Raw genomic sequence first — 19211 nt, forward strand, 5'->3', positions numbered from 1 at the left:
TCCCACTAGATTAGTGATTCCGCTTCTCCGGCCAGTAGACGTCTGCTTTCAATGAATCCGACAACAAATGCCGAGATCGCGGCACGCAACAGCGATCTCAGAATCGCGCTGCTGCTCGGCATCGCCAATTGGTTTCTGTTTCTGGACCACATCCCTCACAACGCGGTCAACGCGCTGACCTTGCGCAACTTCGGCTTCAGCGGTGCGACCGACCTGTTCGTATTCGTCGGGGGCTACACAGCGACGCTGATCTACGCCGGTATGGCCCTGGAACGCGGATTCCTGGTAGCCGCAACCCGTATCTTCAAGCGCGTGTGGCAGCTCTACGCGGCCTATATCGTGCTGTTCGTGATCTATGTCGAGTTGATCAGCTATGTCGCGAGCCGGACCGCGGCACCTGAGATCATCAACGAGTTCAACATCACCGGCTTCATCGATCACTCGATCCGGTCTCTGATCTACGGCCTGCTCCTGCAGGCCACGCCGCTCAATCTTGACGTCCTGCAACTCGTCATTGCCTTGATGGCATTCCTGCCCATCGTCCTATTCGGGCTACTGACCCTACCGAACGTGACGCTCGTCGCATCCTTGGCGCTCTATGCGGCAGCCCGTCTGCTTGACTGGAACCTGACGTCGTATCCGGACGGTCACTGGTACTTCAATCCATTCTGCTGGCAGCTCCTGTTCGTGATGGGCGGCTGGTGCAGCCTTATAAGCAATCGTTATGCAGACGCGATCCGCGCGATGCAAGCCGTGCCTGCCTTGCGCGCTGCCGCTCTGTTGTATCTCCTGTTCGCGCTGACGATTGTCGCCAGCAGCAGGATTCCGATGCTTGCCGAGATGGTCCCCGACTCCTTCGTCAATACATTCCTGCCGAACGAGCAGGAGAACGTCGAGCCATACCGCATCCTGCACTTCCTGGCGTTGACGTTCCTGTTCACCCTGTTGGTGCCGCGTGACTGGAGACATCTGCACTCTCACGTCCTGCAACCGATCATCAAATGCGGTGAAGAGTGGCTGGCCGTGTTCTGCTCGGGCGTATTCCTCTCCTTTGCCGCGCACTTGATCCTGATTACAGGCCCGAATGCACTGACAATGCAGATCGTGGTCAGCATCGCCGGCATCGCGGCGATGACAGGGGTGGCCTATTACGTCTCTTGGTCAAAGCACCAGGACTACAAGTCGGCCGTCAGGGCGCCGTCCTGATCACGGATCAGAAACAGCTCGCCGTCTTTAATCGACGACAAGTGCGCGCTTCAGGCGCTTGTTTACTGGCATGCAGCATGACGTGATCGAGCGCATCGCGACGGGCTGCGTCGGAATCGGACGCAAAGAGCCGATAGAATTGCGAGCAATGACGGCGGCCCGATCTCGGATACCAATCGCGGCAAGATCTTCGACGCCTTCTTCACCACCCGTCGCGATACGGGCGGCACCGGAATGGGACTCCCGATCGTACAAGCCGCCATGGTCACCCATGGCGGCTCGATCCGTCTCTTGCCATCCAGCCGAGGCGTGGCCTTCGAGCTGCAGTTTCCCGCCGTCTGAACCGGCTCAGATCCGCTCGATGATGATGGCCGGCGCCATGCCGCCGGCAGCGCACATCGTGACCAGCCCACGCTTGAGATCGCGGCGCTCGAGCTCATCCAGCACCGTCCCGATCAGGATCGAACCGGTCGCACCGATCGGATGGCCGAGCGCGATTGAGCCGCCGTTGACGTTGACCTTGTCGCGATCGAGCTTGAGGTCGCGGATGTACTTCTCGGCGACCACGGCAAAGGCCTCGTTGATCTCGAACAGGTCGATGTCGTCGAGCGTCAAGCCGGCCTTGGCCAGCACCTTGCGGGTGGCCGGCACCGGCGCGTTGAGCATCAAGGTCGGCGAGTCCCCCATATTGGCCATCGCGACCACGCGAGCGCGCGGCTTCAGGCCGTGCTTGCGGGCATAGTCCGGCGACGCGAGCAGGATCGCGGCGGAGCCGTCCACCACACCCGAAGAATTTCCCGCGTGGTGGACAAAGTTGATGTCGAGATCCGGATGTTTCTCCAGGATCAACTTCCGATAGGTCGTGCCCTTGTCGTCGAGAGCGTAGTCGGCAACGGCCGGGAACGCCGGCTTCAGCCCGGCGAGGCCTTCCATCGTCGTCTGTGGCCGCGGATACTCTTCGCGGTCGAGGGCCAGCGTGCCATCCTCGCGATAGACCGGAACCAGGCTCTTGTCGAAATGCCCGCCCTTGATCGCCGCAGCCGCCCGCTTCTGACTCTCGAGACCAAGCGCGTCGACGTCGTGCCGGGTGATCCCTTCCATGGTCGCAATGGCGTCCGCACAGACGCCCTGATGCGACTGCGGGTGGCGGGCACGCAGGCGAAGGTTCCCGTTGTCCATCATGAATGGCCCCTCGCCGCGGCGGCCTTCCATCGACATCATTTCCGTGCCGCCGGCGATCACGAGGTCCTCGGAGCCCGCCATGATGGAATTGGCGGCCATGTTGACGCTGGTGATGCCGGAGCCACAGAAGCGATCGAGCGTGACGCCGCTGGCGCGCACGTCATAGCCGGCATCGAGCGCCGACATGCGGCCGAGGTCGCCGCTCTGCGGACCGCGCTGCGAGCTGGTGCCCCAGACGATGTCGTCGACATCGGCGGTGTTGATGCCGGTCCTGTCTGCCAGCGCGCGCAGTACCGCGGCGCCAAGCTGCTGTGGATGAATGCTGGAGAGCGCGCCCTTGCCGGCCTTGCCGATGCCTCGTGGTGTCCTGCATGCGTCAATGATCAGCGCGTCCGCCATGGTGGTTTCCTCTCGGCAATGAATGTTGGTTTGAGGCATTTGCCGCCGATCCGGGATCAAAGTCAATTCGCGGTGGCGGCCCGTGATGCATGGCGCCCCGCGCTTTCCGGTTGTCCTATCAGCCCTGCTCAGCCGAGCCATGCTTGACGCGCAAATTCGTTTATGCGCAGCTACTTAAAACAACAACGTATTCTCAGGGGCGGAAAATATGGGCGGGCTCGGGCGAGCACTGGTCGGTTATGGCTTCCTCATCGCATCGGTCAATCTGGCGGCGGCGGAGCCAATCAAGCTACGCGTAGCCGACTCCTTTCCGAAGGGACACTATCTCGTCAAGCTCGTGCTCGAGCCCTGGATGGAACAGGTTCAGAAACGCACCAACAATGCGGTAACCTTCGAGCACTATCCGGCCCAACAGCTCGGCAAAGCCGCAGACATGCTCAAGCTGACGCAAACCGGCGTCGCCGACATCGGTTATGTCGCGCCGGCCTATGTGTCCGACAAGATGCCAGTCTCAGAAGTCGCGATGCTGCCGGGCATGTTCGAGCATTCCTGCCAGGGCACGCTGGCCTATTGGAAGGCCGCGCGAAGTGGCGTGATCGCGGAGCAGGATTATACCCCGAATGGCATTCGCCTCCTGCTCGCAGTCAGCCTGCCGCCCTATCGCATCCTGACTGTGAAGCACCCGGTGAAGGACGCGGGCGACATCAACGGATTGAAGCTGCGGTCGACCGGCGGCGCGCAGGATCTCACCTTGCGCGCCATCGGCGCGGTGCCCGTGCGCATGGCGGCCCCCGACGCCTACGAGTCCCTGTCGCGGGGCACGATGGATGGCCTGCTGTTTCCGCTCGAGAGCGTTGTCGCTTACGGCGCAGACAAGCTGGTGAAATATTCCACCGACGGCTTCGGCTTCGCGAGCTTCGTCGTCGCCTATTCGATCAGCGAGAATGCCTGGAAGAAACTGTCGCCCGAAATCCAGAAAACGATGGTCGATGCGGCTGAGGAGATCCTGCCTTCCGCCTGCAAGGAAGTGCAGAAGCAGGACAGCGAGACCATGAAATCGATGGAGGCCGCAGGCGTCCACTTCGACACCTTGCAGCCCGACGCGATCGCAAAGCTCACGGATCTGACGAAGGGCGTGGGCAAGGCATGGGCCGACGGGCTCGATGCGCGCGGCAAACACGGCAGCGACGCCCTGAAGGAATTCAGTGCAGCCGTCGCGGCGGTCAAGTAGCGCGACGGAGCTGAACGTGATCAAGACAAGCCTGAAGGCCTTGACCGCCGTCGAGAAGGTCACCTCGGCCGTCGCCGCCGTGTTCATGTTCGCGATCATGATCATCGTGTTCTCCGACGTCGTGATGCGCTACGTCTTCAACCGCCCGTTCTCCTGGGCTTACGACCTGATCTCGCTCTACGTGATGACGGGAGTCTTCTTCTTGTCGCTGTCCGGCACCTACGCGGTGAATGGGCACATCAGCGTCGATATCCTGCTGCCTCGCTTCTCGGCCGTGATCCAGCGCCTGTGCGTCATCATCTCAAACCTCGTCGGGCTCGCGATCTTCATTCCGATCGCCTGGCTCGGCTATCAACGGGCACTAGACAATTACGTATCCGGCGACGTGATGGCAGGTGCGATCCCGTGGCCGACCTGGGCGTCCGCAGCGTTCGTCCCTGTCGGGGCGGCAATCCTGGCGCTGCGGCTCGCCGTTCACCTCATTGCCAATACCGCAAGCCTTCTGACGGGCGAGAACCTGCTGCCGCTGCCGGCCATCTCGGGTCATTCGGAGAAGGCCGCCGGAGGTTTCGAATGATCCCCGCCCTTGTCCTTGGCCTGCTGTTCTTCCTGCTGGCAATCGGAACGCCCGTGGCATTCGCCATGGCCTTCTCCGGCGGGGTCGGCCTCTATCTGACCGGCGGCCTGCCGATCCTGCTCGGCGTGCTGCAGACGACGCCGCTGTCGGCCGTCAGCTCCTACGAGCTGATCACGATCCCGATGTTTCTCCTGATGGCGGACCTCGTGCTGCTGTCCGGCGTCGCCGACGATCTTTTCAAGACGGCGGCGGCCTGGGTCGGACGAATCCCGGGTGGACTCGGCATGGCGACCGCCCTTGCCGGTGCCGACTTCGGCTCGATCTGCGGCACCAGCACCGCGTCAGCCGCGACGCTGTCCTCGACCAGCCTGCCGGCGATGATCCGCCAAGGTTACGAACCCAGGATGGCGGCCGGCGTCGTGGCCATCTCGGGTACGCTCGCAATGCTGCTGCCGACCTCGGTCGCGCTCGTCATCTTCGGCTTGCTCGCCGAGGTGAACATCGGAAAGCTTTTGATCAGCGGCATCATTCCGGCGATCTTCGTCACCGTCATCATCATGTCGACGATCTACATCCTGGTGCTGCTCGATCCCTCGCGCGCACCGACGGTAACAGCGGTGTCATGGTCCGAGCGCCTCGGCCTGCTCTGGCAGGTCAGCCCGATGGTGGTGCTGTTCTCGATCGTCACCGGCACCATCTATCTCGGAATCGCGACGCCGACAGAAGCGTCTGCATTCGGCGCGTTCGGCGCTTTCTGTCTCGCCTGCTGGAAGCGCAAGATCAACATGACGTCACTCTATGTGACGTTGCGGCACGCGGCGCAAGGCACCTGCATGATAGTGCTGATCATCATGTGCGCGCAGATCTTCGGTTATTTCTTCACCCTCACGCAGGTCACCCAGAACCTGATCGGCTGGGTCGGCGGGCTCGACGTCTCGCGCTGGGTCATCATCGCGCTGATCCTGTGCGGCTACATCGTGCTCGGTTCCTTCATGGATCAGATCGCGATCCTTGTTCTGACCGTTCCGATCGTGCTGCCGCTGATCAAGTCGCTCGGCTTCGATCCGATCTGGTTCGGCGTCATCAAGATCGTGACGGCCGAAGTCGGCATGATCACGCCGCCGATCGGGCTGAACTGCTTCATCGTGGCGCGCTACGCAAACCGTCCCGTGGGCGAGGTGTTCCACGGCACGTTCCCGCATTTCATTGCTCACCTGATAGCGATTGCGATCTTCGTGGCATTTCCGGAGATCATCCTCTGGCTGCCGAACCATATGCAACATTGAAGAAGCCGTCGGTTGAGACGGCCACCTGCTGGGAGACCATAATGACGTTCTGTTCTCGCTTTCTCACCGCCGGCATCGGCACGGCCTTGCTGGCCGCCTCCGCATCATCGGCTCTGGCGCAGGCGAAGATCACGCTGCGCCTCGCCGACAGCCTGCCATCCGGCCACGTGATCCACGAACTCGTCGGCAAGCCGTTTTCGGAGCTGGTCACCAAGTTGACCGATGGCCAGGTCACGTTCCAGCACTTTCCGGCGGAGCAGCTCGGCAAGGCCAAGGACATGGCCCAGCTCACCGCGCTCGGCGTGGCTGATGTCTCCTACATCGTGCCGTCCTACTCGTCCGACAAGTTTCCGCTGACGGCGGTGGCCGAGCTACCGGGCATCTTCGACAACGAATGCCGGGGCTCACTCGCTTTCTACAAGGTCTCGCACAATGGCGGCATCCTCGAGACCAAGGAGTTCGCCCCGAACCAGCTCCATCCGCTGGTGACACTCGCGCTGCCGGCCTATCAGCTTCAGCTCGCGACCAGCCGCGAGATCAAGTCGGCAAAGGACATCGAGGGCCTGAAGGTCCGCACCACCGGCGGCGCGATGGACCTGATGATGCGCTCGATCGGCGGCGTGCCGGTGCGAATGGCAGCACCCGAGATTTATGAATCGCTAACGCGCGGCACGCTCGACGGGCTCATCTTCTCCTATCAGAGCTCCGTGTCCTACGACTTCGGCAAGATCCTCAAGTCCGGCACCGAGGGCCTGAATTTCGGCACCGCCATCTTCACCTATTCGATCGGTGAGGCGAAGTTCAAGTCACTGCCCGAAAATGTGCGCAAGGCACTGGTCGATGCCGGCGAGCAGACCACGCGCGAGGCCTGCAAGCGGTTCGAGGACGGCGAGAAGGCCGCGACCGACAAGATCAAGTCGCAGGGCATGAAGGTCATCAACTTCAGCGCCGACGACAAGAAGGTGTTCGACACCGCCTTCAGGGCGGTCGCGCAGGAATGGGTGAAGGACGTCGACAAGCGCGGCAAGCCCGGCACCGACGTCTACAAGGCCTTCACCGAAGCGCTGGCGGCAACCCATTGAGCGGGGCGCCGACGAGGAACACGCAGTCCACGCCCGCGGGTCCCCTCGCAGGGGTCAGGATCATCGACCTCACCAGCGTGATGATGGGGCCCTATGCGACCATGATCCTCGGCGACTACGGCGCCGACGTGATCAAGGTCGAGAGCCCCGATGGCGACGTGATGCGCCATGCAGCTCCGATGCGCCATCCTGGGATGGGCGCGATGTACCTGCAGGGCAACCGCAACAAGCGCTCGATCGTGCTGGACCTCAAGAAGGCCGGTGGCCGTGCCGCCCTGCTGCGGCTTGCCGCGGCCGCCGATGTCTTCGTGCACAATATCCGCCCGGCGGCGATGGCACGGCTGAAACTCGGGGCTGACGATCTGCTCGCGATCAATCCGCGGCTGGTCTACGCGAGCCTGCATGGCTTCGGCGAGACCGGGCCCTATGCGGGACGGCCCGCCTATGACGATCTGATCCAGGGCCTCACCGCCCTGCCCGCGCTCACCGGCAAGATCACCGGCGAACCACGCTACTCGCCGACGACCATGGCCGATCGCACCGTCGGCCTGAACGCCGTGCACGCAATCCTCGCGGCGCTGTTTCACCGCGAACGGACCGGCGAAGGCCAGGCCATCGAAATCCCGATGTTCGAGACCATGGCGCAGTTCGTGCTCGGCGATCACATGGCCGGCCGCAGCTTCGAGCCGCCGATCGGGCCGCCGGGCTATTCGCGGCTGTTGTCGCCCGATCGCCGCCCCTATCAGACCAGCGACGGCTATATCTGCGCGCTGGTCTATTCCGACAAGCAGTGGAACGCGTTCTTCGCCAAGATCGGGCTCGCCGACGCGGCCGATCGCGACCCCAGGCTCAACAGCATCTCGGCGCGAACCCGCAACTACGACTTCGTCTACGACTGGTTCTCGCAGATGATGAAGACCCGCACGACCGCCGAATGGATGCGCTTCTTCGAGGACGCCGACATTCCGCATGCGCCGCTGCACGACCTCGACAGCCTGATCGACGATCCGCATCTGGCGGCGGTCGGACTGATCCAGACCATCGAGCACCCGACGGAGGGAACGCTACGGGTCGCCGGCCCGGCCGCGACCTGGAGCAAGACGCCGCCGTCGATCCGGAGCCATCCGCCGCGGCTCGGCGAGCACGGCCGGGAAATCCTCCGCGAGGCTGGGCTCGCAGACACAGAGATCGCCGCCCTCATTGAAGGCGGCGCGCTGATCGAGCCGGATCGCTGATTATCTTCCGCGCGACGCCAAAATCTTCTCGGCGGCGCGAAGGTGCGGCTTGTCCAGCATCTTGCCGTCCATCTTGACCACCCCGGACGGATTACCGGCGAACGCGGCGATCACCCGCTTCGACCATTCGACCTCCTCATCCGTCGGCATGAAGGCCGCGTTGACGACGTCGACATGCTTGGGATGGATCACGGCCTTGGCCAGGAAGCCGTCCTGGCGCGCAGCAATCGCCTCGGCCTTCAGCGCGTCGAGGTCGTTGATGTCGGTTGCGATGGTATCGATGGCCACGACGCCGGCTGCGGCCGCGCCGATCAGGCAGAGATCGCGGGCCAGGATGAAGGGCGAGTGATAGCGGCCGTCGGTGCGGTTGCGCGACGCGCCGAGCGAGGCCGCGAGGTCTTCCGCGCCCCACATCATGCCCCACAACCGCGGGCTCATGTTCTCGAAGTCGAGGATCTTGAGCACCGCGCGTGCGGTTTCGGTCGCAACCGTCACGATACGCGTGGTGCCTTGCGCGATATCAGATGCAGCCTCGAACGCATCGAGCCAGAGCGCAAGCTTGTTGACGTCGGCCGCGCCGGCACATTTCGGCAGCACGATGCCATCAGGCTTGCCCGGCATCACGGCCGCCAGGTCGCCGAGCGTCATATCCGTGTCGAGAGCATTGACACGAATGTAGAGCTTCTGGCTCGGGTTGCGCTCGTCGAGCATCTTTCGGGTGATGCCTCGCGCGGTCACCTTCTGGTCCGGCGCGATGGAATCCTCGAGGTCGAGGATCAACGCGTCGGCCGCGGTCTTCTTGGCGCTCTCGTATTTCCGGGTGCTGTCACCGGGAACGAACAGGAACGATCGCATCGCTCAGGCCCTCGGTTTGCAATGCATCAGGCCGGTACGGCGGCAGCTCGCGACCACCTCGCCGCGCTGATTGGTCATGGTGTGCTCGAACTCAACGATGCCCTGAGTCGGTCGCGACTTGCTGGCGCGCTTGCCGATGATCTTGGTGTGCGCCTTCAGCGTGTCGCCGTGGAACACGGGCTTGGGAAACCTGACGTCGGTCATGCCGAGATTGCCGACCGTGGTTCCCAGCGTCGTGTCGTACACGCTCATGCCGATCATGATGCCCAGCGTGTAGAGGCTGTTGAACAACCGTTGGCCGAACTCGGTCTTTTCCGAGAAATGCGCATCGAGGTGCAACGGCTGCGGGTTCATGGTCAGCAGGCTGAACATGGTGTTGTCCATCTCCGTCACGGTTCGGCTAAACTCGTGATGGAATTCCTGCCCGACCTCGAACTCTTCGAAATACAATCCGGCCATTTACCGTCCCTTGTAGTTGGGCGTCCGCTTCTCGACGAACGCATTCAGTCCTTCCTGGCAATCCTCGGTCGATGCGACCACAACGAAGCTTTCCGCCGTGTTCTCGACCGATCGTCGGAAATCCGCATCGACCGCGCGCATGAACGCGTCGCGCCCGATCTTCATCACGATCGGTGATTTCGTCGCAAGCTTGCGCGCGATCTCCCGAGCGCGATCAAGCGCGGTGCCTTTCGGCACGACCTCGCTGAGCAGGCCCATGCGATAGGCAGTGGCTGCATCGAAGGGCTCGCCGAGGAACAAGGGGGCAAACGCCTGGTGCTTGCCGACCAGCCGCGGCAGCTGCACGAAGTGGATCGCCGGGATCAGGCCGACATCGATCTCGGGATAGCCGAAGGTGGAGGCGTCGCCGGCGATGGTCATGTCGCAAGAGATCGCAATCGTCATGCCGCCCGCCCTCACCGCGCCATCGATGGCCGCGATCGTCGGCTTGCCCATCCGGTATTGCGTATCGTTCAGCGCGAAATAGAGACGCTCGAGGAATGTCTTGGTCTCGATCGCGGGCTTGCCCCTGACGATGTCGAGGTCGAGGCCAGCGCAAAACACCTTGTGGGCACTACCGATGATGACGGCGCGAACCATCTCATCGTCGCGCGCCTTGGCCAGCGCGGCCAATAGCGCGTCGATCAAGGGCAGGCTGAGTGCATTGACCGGCCCGCGGTCCAGCATGATTTCGGCGATGTGGTTCGTCACCGAGTAACGTACGAGATCTGTGCTCATGAATGGTTGCCTTCGTTATCGCTTGGCCTGCCGCACCGCGCCGGACTCAACCAGCCCGTCGATCTCGGCCGGACCAAAGCCAGCCTCAGTGAGGACCGCGCGGCTGTCCTGTCCGACATCCGGGGCAGGACAAAGGCGGTCCTCCGACAGGCTTGCGATGCCCGGCGTCCGCGGCGTGTAGACCGGGCCGACGCCCGGGGTATCCTGGCACACCGACGCCTTGGTTGCCTCGACATGGGCATTGCGCAGCCACTCGCCCGGAGTGAGGATCCGCTCGGCAATGATATCGGCCGCGTGGAGTTGCGTCAGCCAGGCGTCCGTCGGCCGGGTCAGGAATACCTCGCGCAATTGCGGGATCAGCGCGTCGGCGGAATCGGCGCGCCGGGCGAAATCGGCAAAGCGCGGATCGGTGGCGAGATCTTCGCGGTCGATCGCCCCGCACAGGCGCTTGTATTGCGGCTCATTGACCAGCGTCACCATCATCCAGCCGTCCTGCGTCTGGTAGGTGCCGGCCGGCACGTTGAGCGCGCGAGGCGCCCCGCCCTCGAGGATGAACTCGGCCACCTTGTGGCCAAGCAGCGCCGAGGTCGACTGGCAGAGATTGACGTCGATCCAGCGGCCGGTGCCGACGGTCGCGCGCGCAAATAGGGTCGTCGCGATGGCCTGGAACGCGTAGACGCCGGTGACGATGTCGGAGATCGTGGTGCCGACTCGGTGCGGCACGCCGTCGGTCCCGACATTCACCGAAACCAGCCCCGAGAACGCCTGCGCGACCGAGTCCGACCCGGGCCGCTTGGAGTACGGCCCGCTCTGCCCGAAGCCGCTGACCGACAGATAGACCAGGCCGGGATTGTCCTGCGACAGGCTCTCATAGCCGAGCCCGAGCCGGGTGGCGACGCCGGGCCTGAAGCCTTCGATCAGCACGTCGGCGTCCTTTGCCAGACGCTGGGCGATCGCAATCCCATCCTTGTGCTTCATGTCGAGGCACAGGCTGCGCTTGCCGCGGTTGTAGACGGCCGACAAGGTCGTGTGATTGCCATAGGTCGTGCCGAGATAGCGCGACCAATCGCCCTCAGGCGGCTCGACCTTGATGACATCGGCGCCGTAGACCCCGAGCAGCATCGCGCAATAGGGCGACGCGATGCCTTGCCCGAAATCGAGCACCTTCAATCCCCGATAGGGCGCCTCATGCGTCGGCGTGAGCTTGCGTTCGCCCGCCATTTTTCCTCCCGTTGCTGTCAGGGGCCTTACAGCGCCAGATAGCGCTGTCGAATGTTGTCGTTGGCCCTGAGCTCTTCGATGGAGGATGTGTAGACGATCTGCCCCTTGTCGATAACCGTCGCGTGGCTCGCAAGGCCAAGGCAAAAATGCATGTTTTGTTCGGCGATCAATACTGTGGCACCAGTGCCGCGGAGCTGCCGCAGCAGATCGCCGATTCGCTGCACGATGATCGGCGCCAGCCCCTCGCTCGGCTCGTCCAGCAGCAGGAGCACCGGATTGCCCATCAGCGTGCGGGCGATCGCCAGCATCTGCTGCTCGCCGCCGGACAGCCGGCCGGCGATCCGCTGCCGCAGCGGCTCCAGCAGCGGAAACACATCATAGACCCGGCGGATCGACCATTCGTCCTCGCCGTTCGGCCCCTTCTTCTGACCGATGACGAGATTGTCCTCGACCGTGTGCTCCGGGAAGATCTGCCGGTCCTCGGGCACGAAGCCGAGCCCGGCCTGCGCTATGCGATGCGGCTTCAGCCCAGACACGACGTTGCCGCGCAAGGTCACCTTGCCGCGCCGCGCCGGCGCCAGCCCCATGATCGCCTTCATGGTTGTCGACTTACCGGCGCCGTTGCGACCCAACAGCGCCATGGTCTCGCCCTGCCGCACCGACAGGGCGACACCGAACAGGATCTGGCTGGTGCCGTAATAGACGTCGAGGTCCTCGACCTGCACCACCGGCTGTGTGCTCATGCGACGGCTCCCGCACGGTCTTCGCTGCCGAGATAGGCCTCGATGACGGCGTCGTTGCTGCGGATCGCGTCCGGCGTGCCGGTCGCAAGGATCCGGCCGTAGCACAGCACGACGATCTTAGGTGCGATCTTGAACACGATGTCCATATCGTGCTCGATGAACACCACCGTGATCTTCTGCTTCTCCCAGAGCTCGCGCACCTTGTCGATCATGCGCCAGCGCTCCTCAGTGCCCATGCCGGCCGTCGGCTCGTCCAGCAGCAGTACTTCCGGTTCGAGCACCAGCGCGAGCGCGATATCGAGCAGCTTCTGGTCGCCATGCGACAGCGTCGCAGCCGTTCTGTTGCGCTTGTTGGCAAGCCCAAGCAGCTCCATGGCATGCTCGGCGCGATCCCGCGTCTCGGCCAGTGGAAAACGACGATGCATCACGCCGGCCCGCCGCTGGTCGGCGCAGACCGCGGCCAGCATCGTCTCTTCCACCGTCAGCGACGGGAAGATGCTCGCAACCTGGAAGGCGCGACCAATGCCGTGGCGCACGATCTCCGGCGGAGTCTTGCCGGCCATGTCGACGCCATTGAGCAGAATCTGGCCCGCATCCGGTCGCAGCGCGCCGGTGATCAGGTTGAAGAACGTGCTCTTGCCGGCTCCATTGGGGCCGATCACGGCAGTCAACGACCCGTCGGCAAAGTCGAGCGAGACGTTGTCCGTCGCCTTGACGCCGCCGAAGGATTTCGAGAGGGAGCGGATCTCCAGCATGGCTAGCCGTTTGCTCCCTCGCGACGCTGCACGAACCATTCCACGATGAAATCCATCAGCCCCTTCCGCAGGCCGATAGCGAAGAACAGGATCACGATGCCAAGGACAATGCCGTGATATTCCGTCAGGCGGGTGACCGTGTCGTTGAGGAGTAGCAGCAGCGCGGTGCCGACCATCGGCCCGAGGAACGTGGTGACGCCGCCGAGCATGTTGATAAAGATGCCCTCACCCGAGATCGTCCAGTAGGCGAATTCGGGATAGGCGCCTGAGACGAACAACGCCATGATCATGCCGCCGGTCGACGCGAACAGCGCCGCAAGCACGAAGATCACGAGCTTCGCCCGCCAGACATCGATGCCGATGAAGCTCGCGCGCGTCGGGTTGTCGCGGATCATGCGCAGCGTGTAGCCGAATGGCGACTGCGCGATCTGGCGCATCAGGAGCAGGCCGATCACCAGCAACGCGCAACTCGCGATGTAGAGATGCATCGGCCTCGACAGGTCGATGCCGAGAAATGGCGGCCGCGGGATGCCGCCGCGCAATCCTTGGTCGCCGCCGGTCAGCGACTGCCACGACAGGATGGTCGAGTGGATCAGCATCTGGAATGCCAGCGTGACGAAGGCGAAGTAGATCTCCTTCAGCCGCACGCAGATTGCGCCGATGACTGCGGCAACAAGGAAGGTGATCGCCAACGTCGCGGCAAAGGCGACCGGAATCGGCACACCGGTTTTCTGCATCATCAAACCGAAGCCATAGGCGCCGAGGCCGAAGAACATGCCATGGCCGAACGAGATCATTCCGGTGTAGCCGACCAGGAGATTCAGCGACGTCGCGAACAGTCCGTAGGCCGCGCAGCGGACCACGAAGTCGAGCAGCTGCTTGCTGCCGAACACCATCGGCAGCAGCGCGAGCACGATGAAGGCCACGAGCGCGATCAGGACATCGCGGTAACGCTGCGCCCTCGCGTCGATCCGCGGCACCTTGAGCACCTGCGCGCCCTCGCCGGCCTGCAATTCGGTCATGCGGCCTCCTTGCCGAACAGGCCGGTCGGCCGCGCGACCAGCACGATCACCATGAAGAGATACATCAGCCCTTCGGTGTACAGGGGAAAACCGAGCGATCCGAAGGAGCGGATCAGTCCGATCAGGAGCGCGCCGATCAACGCACCCAGGATCGAGCCCATGCCGCCGATCACGGTGACGATGAAGGACTCGATCAGCACCGAGAACCCCATGCCCGGTGTCAGCGAGCGCACGGGTGCGGCAAGCGCGCCGGCTAGCCCCGCCAGCAAGCCGCCGAGCGCGAACACGCCGCCATAGATCAGCCCCGTGTTGATGCCGAGCGCAGACACCATCCCCGGATTATGCGCTGCTGCGCGGATCACCTTGCCGATCTTTGTGCGCGCCAGCCCTAGTCCGAGAACGACGGCAGCGGCGAGCGCCACGCCGATCAGCAGCAGATAGTAGGGCGGCACCACGCCGCCCGCGATGAACAGCGGCGGAACCTGGAATGCGGCCGGCATGCCCATCGACTTGAACTCCGGGCCCCAGATCATGCGCACGACGTCATCGAAGATCAGCACGAAGGCATAGCAGACCAGGAGCTGCATCAGGACGTCGGCGCCATAGACCCGGCTCATGAACGCGCGCTCGAAGATCAGGCCGAGGATCGCGGTGCCGACGGCGCCGCACAGCATCGCCAGCGCGAAGCTGCCGGTGAGCTGATAGGCCGTCATCGCGAAATAGGCGCCAAACATATAGAAGGCGCCATGGCTGAAATTGACTACCTTGAGCACGCCGAAGATCAGGGTCAGCCCGACGGCGACGAGAAACAGCAGCATACCGATGATCAGGCCGCTGGTGGTTTGGGTCACCAGGCAAGCGGGACTGGCGAAACAACTGGCGAGCGCGTCGAGGTCCACGGGAAATCATCCATTACGGCGGGCCGCAACGCCGGCGCGCGACAAGCATCAGATCGCCGGCGGGGACTGCTGACCGCTGTCCCCGCCTGGCGTACGGATCAGGTGTAACCCTTGCTTTTCTTCCACTCGGCTTCGAGTTCGAAGATGGTCTTCCAGTCACCGGCCTTCATATCGAGCACATAGGGCTCCTTCGGAATCGTGGTGCCCCACCCGATTGCGTAACCGACCAGCGTGTGGTCGTCGGCGCGCATCGTGACTGTGCCATCGGCGCCGAACGGGCACTTGATGGTCAATCCGGTCAGCGCTTCCGCGACCTTCTTGCCGTCAGTCGAGTTGGCCTTCTTGACGGCTTCATTGAGGAACATGACGGCCGTCGCGTTCTGCCAGGACCAGTTGGTCGGATATTCGCTGTACTTCGCCTTGTAGGCGTCGCCCCAGGCCGCATTCTCCGGTGTCGGCGGAAACGTCTTGATGTAGCGGTCGCCGGAGTGGATGCCCTTGGGCAGGTTCTTCACCACGGTGAGCGCAGTGTAATCGGCCATGTTGACCGCGAACACCTCCATCTGGGTGAACATCGCGTAGATGTTGGCCTGGTCGATGTAGGACGTGAGATCGCCGCCCCACAGGCAGGAATAGAGCGCCTGCGGTTTCGCCTGCAGGATCTTCGTGATCACGTCGGTGTAGTCGGGCTGGAACAGTTTTGGCCAGGACTCGCTGATGACCTCGACGTCGGGCGCGAACTTCTTCAGGTACAGCACGAACTCGCCGGTGGTGTCGCGGCCATAGGCATAGTCAGGCGAACAGGTCGCCCATTTCTTCAGGCCCTTGGCCTTTGCGATCGACGCCGCATAGCTGGCGCCGACGATCGAATCGTGAATGCCCTGGCGGACGCAACGGAATGCATTCGGGATGTGCTGCTTGGGATCGGCCGTCAGCGACGAGGCCTCCGAGCAGGTATGGATGCAGAGCACGCCGAGATCGCGCGCCACCTCGTGAACCGCAAACGATCCCGAGGACGCCTCGCCATCGAGCAGCATCTCGCAGCCGTCGGTGTTAACGAGCTCGCGCGCGATGCGAGCGGCTTCCTGCGGCTGCCCTTTGGAATCGCGGATCACCATCTCGATCTGCCGGCCGGCGAGGCCGCCAGCCGCATTGACCTTCTCCACCTCGAGCAGCACGGCGTTGCGCGATGATGTTCCGAGTTGCGCAACTCGGCCCGACAGGATGGTCGGCATGCCGATCTTGATCGTCTTGGCCTGCGCGCTGGCCACCCATGGCGCAGCCAAGGTCGCCGCACCGGCGCCCATCAGCGCAAGAGTCGCGCGCCGGCTGACGCCCGGTTTACGGGTGCTCTCCATCTTCCCCTCCCTGTCGGGTGTGCGTTCCCAAATCCCTGTCGGAGATCGTTCCGTCTCCGTGTCCACGATGTTTTCAGAGCAAGGGGGGTGACGTCAAGCCAAAGATGAATTACGAGTCATAATTCATCCTGGGAAAGAACGGGCCGGAATCGGCCCTATCGAGCGGCAAATGATCAATCTTTCCAGCTTCATCGCGTTTCACGCCAAGCGGACGCCCGATCGCTGTGCGCTGAAATATCGCGGCGAGGACATCACCTACGCGAGCTTCGACCTGCGGATCAGGCAGGTTAGCGGCTGGCTGGCTGCACGCGGCATCGGCCCCGGTGATGTCGTTGCCGTGCTGATGAAGAACAGCGCCGCGTTTCTCGAACTGGTGTTTGCGGCGAGCCATATCGGCGCTGTGTTCCTGCCGATCAACTATCGCCTGTCGGCCGACGAGGTCGGCTACATCGTCGGCAACTCCGGCGCGCGTCTCCTGATCGCCGACGAGGAGCTTGCGGCGATCGCGGGCGGCGGTGCACCCGTCGTGCTGCTCGACGAGATCGCGCAATCCAGCATCACGAGCCTTGCGCCCGACGTCGCGCCCGCGCCGATGCATGTGTGCCAACCGCGCGACCTGATGCGGCTGATGTACACCTCGGGTACGACCGATCGTCCCAAGGGGGTGATGCTCTCTTACGAGAACATCTACTGGAAATCGGCCGATCAGACGCTGGTGCTCGGACTGAACGCGGACACGCGACTGCTCGTCGTCGGTCCGCTCTATCACGTCGGCGCGCTCGACCTGCCCGGGATCGCCGTGCTCTGGCACGGCGGCATGCTGTGCATCCATCGGACATTCGAGCCCGAACCGGCACTCGCCGCGATCGAGCGCGAGAAGCTGAACGCCGCCTGGTTCGCGCCTGTGATGACCACCGCGCTGCTCACCTGCCCGAACCGCGAGCGCTACGACGTCTCCAGCCTGCAATGGGCGATCGGCGGCGGCGAGAAGACGCCGGAGGTCCGCATCCGCGCCTTCTCCGAGTATTTCAGGAATGCGCGCTACATCGATGCCTACGGCCTCACCGAAAGCTGCGGCGGCGACACCTTCATGGACCCAGGCCGCGAGATCGAGAAGATCGGCTCGACCGGCCGCGCCATCGCCCATGTCGAGATCGAGATTCGCGACGACGTCGGCAAGCGATTGCCGGCCGGTCAGAATGGCGAGATCTGCCTTCGCGGACCGAAGGTAACGCGGGGTTACTGGAAGGATCCCGAGAAGACGGCATCCGCCTTCTTCGGCGACTGGTTCCGCACCGGCGATATCGGCTATCTCGACCAAGATGGCTTCCTGTACCTCACCGACCGCAAGAAAGACATGATCATCTCGGGCGGCGAGAACATCGCATCGTCAGAGGTCGAGCGTGTCATCTACGAAATGCCTGAGGTGAACGAGGTCGCCGTGATCGGTCTGCCCGACGACCGCTGGGGCGAGAGGCCGGCCGCCGTCGTGGTCCTAGCGGAAGGCGCAACTCTCGACCTGACGGCTCTCACCGAATACTGCCGCGCCCGGCTCGCCGCCTTCAAGGTTCCGAAGCAACTGATCATTCGCGACAGTTTGCCGCGCAATCCGTCCGGCAAGGTGCTCAAGCGCGTTCTCCGTGCCGAACTCGAGGCCACCGCATGATGCAAGCCACATCCGCCAAGGTGACAAAGCTCAACCGGGTCGAGCGCAACGCCTGGACCAAGCAGAAGATCTTCGACGCCGCGACCAAGGTCGTCGGCAAATACGGCTACGCCGAGGCCTCGGTGGCCCGCATCACGGAAGCCGCGGGTGTCGCGCAAGGCACCTTCTACAATCATTTCGAGAACCGCCAGGAATTGCTTGACCAGTTGCTGCCCAAGATCGGGCTCGACATGGTGCGCTTCATCCGCGCGCGCACCGGGACCGCAGATGCGGCACGGCAGGAAATCGAGCGCTTCAGCGCGTTCTTCGATTTCATCCGCGAGGTGCCGGAATTCCTGCGCATCCTCAACGAGGCCGAGTTCTTCGCGCCGGTCGGATACCAGAAGCACTTCGACAACATCTCGAGCGCTTATGTCCGCATCCTGCAGCGCTCGCGAAGCGCGGGAGCCACCACCGCCTTCACCGATGAGGAATTCGAGGCCATCGTCCAGGTGTTGATGGGTGCACGCGGCTATCTCAGCCGCCGCTATTCCTACTCCGAGCACGGCGTCACAGCGGTCCCCGACTACGTCGTCACGGCCTATCAGAAACTGGTCACGCATGGGCTCTTCAATACCGACGACAAGGACAACAACGATGAGCGCTGACGGCACCATCCTCATCACCGGCGGCAGCCGCGGCATCGGCGCCGCCACCGCGACCCTGCTCGCCGATCTGGGGCAGCACGTCGTCATCGTCGATATCGCGCCCGAACCGCTGGTCGGGACCACGGCCATCCTGTGGCCGGCGCCGTTCGACGTCGCGAGCGAGAGTGCCGTCGTCGCCGGTGTTGCCGATATCGAGAAGGCGCATGGCCCGATCACCGGCCTCGTCAATGCCGCCGGCGTATTTGGCAAGATGCATTCGATCGAACGGGTGCGGATGGAGCAGTGGGACCGAGAGGTCAACATCGATCTCCGCGGCACCTTCCTGGTCGCGCGCAGCGTCGGCGTTGGAATGGCGAAGCGGCGACATGGCGCGGTCGTCAACGTCGCCTCGGTCGCCGGCATGACCTCGGGACCGATCCACGCCTACACCGCGGCCAAGGCTGGTGTCATCCAGATCACGCAGACACTCGCCGCCGAATGGGGCCGCACCGGTGTCCGCGTCAACGCGGTGTCGCCCGGCTTCACCCGCACGGCGGCTCTCGAAGCCGGCATCGCATCGGGCGCCCTGAACAAGGGCCAGCTCGCGCGCCCGACCGCTATGAACCGGCTGG

19 protein-coding genes and 1 pseudogene are annotated in these 19211 nt (G+C 63.5%); 10 read left to right on the forward strand and 10 right to left on the reverse strand.

Going from position 1 to position 19211, the window contains the following annotated elements; all coding sequences use genetic code 11:
• The first annotated feature begins 51 nt into the window (after positions 1-51).
• Positions 52-1206 (forward strand): OpgC domain-containing protein, encoded by a 1155-nt coding sequence (locus AS156_RS29435; RefSeq protein WP_066512094.1) that lies wholly within the window; start codon positions 52-54, stop codon positions 1204-1206.
• A gap of 144 nt (positions 1207-1350) precedes the next feature.
• A pseudogene (locus AS156_RS41300) lies at positions 1351-1548 on the forward strand (ATP-binding protein); the annotation flags it as partial.
• 6 nt (positions 1549-1554) lie between these two features.
• Here AS156_RS41300 and AS156_RS29445 read toward each other — a convergent pair.
• A complete protein-coding gene (locus AS156_RS29445; RefSeq protein ID WP_066512097.1) occupies positions 1555-2787 on the reverse strand; it encodes an acetyl-CoA C-acetyltransferase in 1233 nt (410 codons plus the stop codon).
• Between the two features lie 208 nt (positions 2788-2995).
• On the opposite strand from AS156_RS29445, the gene AS156_RS29450 reads away from it, so the two are divergent.
• From AS156_RS29450 to AS156_RS29470, 5 genes are read left to right on the forward strand one after another with little or no spacing between them, the layout of a single operon-like run.
• Entirely contained in the window at positions 2996-4018 is a 1023-nt protein-coding gene (locus AS156_RS29450; RefSeq protein ID WP_066512099.1) for a TRAP transporter substrate-binding protein, read from the forward strand.
• Between the two features lie 16 nt (positions 4019-4034).
• Positions 4035-4595: a TRAP transporter small permease gene (locus AS156_RS29455; protein WP_136626493.1), complete on the forward strand. Its 561-nt coding sequence runs from the start codon at positions 4035-4037 to the stop codon at positions 4593-4595.
• Positions 4592-5881 (forward strand): TRAP transporter large permease, encoded by a 1290-nt coding sequence (locus tag AS156_RS29460; protein ID WP_066512101.1) that lies wholly within the window; start codon positions 4592-4594, stop codon positions 5879-5881. Before AS156_RS29455 ends, AS156_RS29460 begins: the two co-directional genes overlap by 4 nt.
• A 41-nt stretch (positions 5882-5922) precedes the next feature.
• Entirely contained in the window at positions 5923-6963 is a 1041-nt protein-coding gene (locus tag AS156_RS29465; RefSeq protein ID WP_066512365.1) for a TRAP transporter substrate-binding protein, read from the forward strand.
• A complete protein-coding gene (locus AS156_RS29470; protein ID WP_082747799.1) occupies positions 6960-8198 on the forward strand; it encodes a CaiB/BaiF CoA transferase family protein in 1239 nt (412 codons plus the stop codon). The genes AS156_RS29465 and AS156_RS29470 overlap by 4 nt, the downstream gene beginning before the upstream one ends.
• Here the strand turns inward: AS156_RS29470 and AS156_RS29475 are convergent, their stop codons facing one another.
• The 9 genes from AS156_RS29475 to AS156_RS29515 all read right to left on the reverse strand — a co-directional run bounded on the left by AS156_RS29475 (position 8199) and on the right by AS156_RS29515 (position 16287).
• Positions 8199-9053, reverse strand: coding sequence for an HpcH/HpaI aldolase/citrate lyase family protein (locus AS156_RS29475; protein WP_066512106.1), 855 nt, complete (start codon positions 9051-9053; stop codon positions 8199-8201).
• A 3-nt stretch (positions 9054-9056) separates the two neighbouring features.
• Positions 9057-9512, reverse strand: coding sequence for a MaoC family dehydratase (locus AS156_RS29480; RefSeq protein WP_066512107.1), 456 nt, complete (start codon positions 9510-9512; stop codon positions 9057-9059).
• Positions 9513-10289: an enoyl-CoA hydratase/isomerase family protein gene (locus AS156_RS29485; RefSeq protein WP_066512110.1), complete on the reverse strand. Its 777-nt coding sequence runs from the start codon at positions 10287-10289 to the stop codon at positions 9513-9515.
• A gap of 15 nt (positions 10290-10304) precedes the next feature.
• Positions 10305-11510: a CaiB/BaiF CoA transferase family protein gene (locus AS156_RS29490; protein WP_066512112.1), complete on the reverse strand. Its 1206-nt coding sequence runs from the start codon at positions 11508-11510 to the stop codon at positions 10305-10307.
• A 26-nt stretch (positions 11511-11536) separates the two neighbouring features.
• Complete coding sequence (locus AS156_RS29495; RefSeq protein ID WP_066512116.1) at positions 11537-12253, reverse strand: ABC transporter ATP-binding protein; 717 nt, start codon at positions 12251-12253, stop codon at positions 11537-11539.
• Complete coding sequence (locus AS156_RS29500; RefSeq protein ID WP_066512117.1) at positions 12250-13008, reverse strand: ABC transporter ATP-binding protein; 759 nt, start codon at positions 13006-13008, stop codon at positions 12250-12252. Before AS156_RS29500 ends, AS156_RS29495 begins: the two co-directional genes overlap by 4 nt.
• 2 nt (positions 13009-13010) lie before the next feature.
• A complete protein-coding gene (locus AS156_RS29505; RefSeq protein WP_066512120.1) occupies positions 13011-14030 on the reverse strand; it encodes a branched-chain amino acid ABC transporter permease in 1020 nt (339 codons plus the stop codon).
• A complete protein-coding gene (locus AS156_RS29510; RefSeq protein ID WP_066512123.1) occupies positions 14027-14929 on the reverse strand; it encodes a branched-chain amino acid ABC transporter permease in 903 nt (300 codons plus the stop codon). Before AS156_RS29510 ends, AS156_RS29505 begins: the two co-directional genes overlap by 4 nt.
• 98 nt (positions 14930-15027) lie before the next feature.
• The gene (locus AS156_RS29515) at positions 15028-16287 is read right to left on the reverse strand and encodes an ABC transporter substrate-binding protein (RefSeq protein WP_066512126.1); all 1260 of its coding nucleotides are present in this window, start codon (positions 16285-16287) and stop codon (positions 15028-15030) included.
• Between the two features lie 169 nt (positions 16288-16456).
• Between AS156_RS29515 and AS156_RS29520 the strand changes: the two genes are divergently transcribed.
• From AS156_RS29520 to AS156_RS29530, 3 genes are all read left to right on the forward strand, one after another.
• Positions 16457-17953 (forward strand): AMP-binding protein, encoded by a 1497-nt coding sequence (locus AS156_RS29520; RefSeq protein WP_066512129.1) that lies wholly within the window; start codon positions 16457-16459, stop codon positions 17951-17953.
• On the forward strand, positions 17953-18600 hold the full coding sequence (locus tag AS156_RS29525; RefSeq protein ID WP_066512367.1) for a TetR/AcrR family transcriptional regulator: 648 nt from the start codon (positions 17953-17955) through the stop codon (positions 18598-18600). The genes AS156_RS29520 and AS156_RS29525 overlap by 1 nt, the downstream gene beginning before the upstream one ends.
• On the forward strand, positions 18590-19211 hold a 622-nt coding region (locus AS156_RS29530; protein ID WP_066512131.1), incomplete at its 3' end, for an SDR family NAD(P)-dependent oxidoreductase. The genes AS156_RS29525 and AS156_RS29530, both read left to right, overlap by 11 nt.

Origin of the sequence: Bradyrhizobium macuxiense (assembly GCF_001542415.1) — a bacterium.
GTDB lineage: Bacteria > Pseudomonadota > Alphaproteobacteria > Rhizobiales > Xanthobacteraceae > Bradyrhizobium > Bradyrhizobium macuxiense.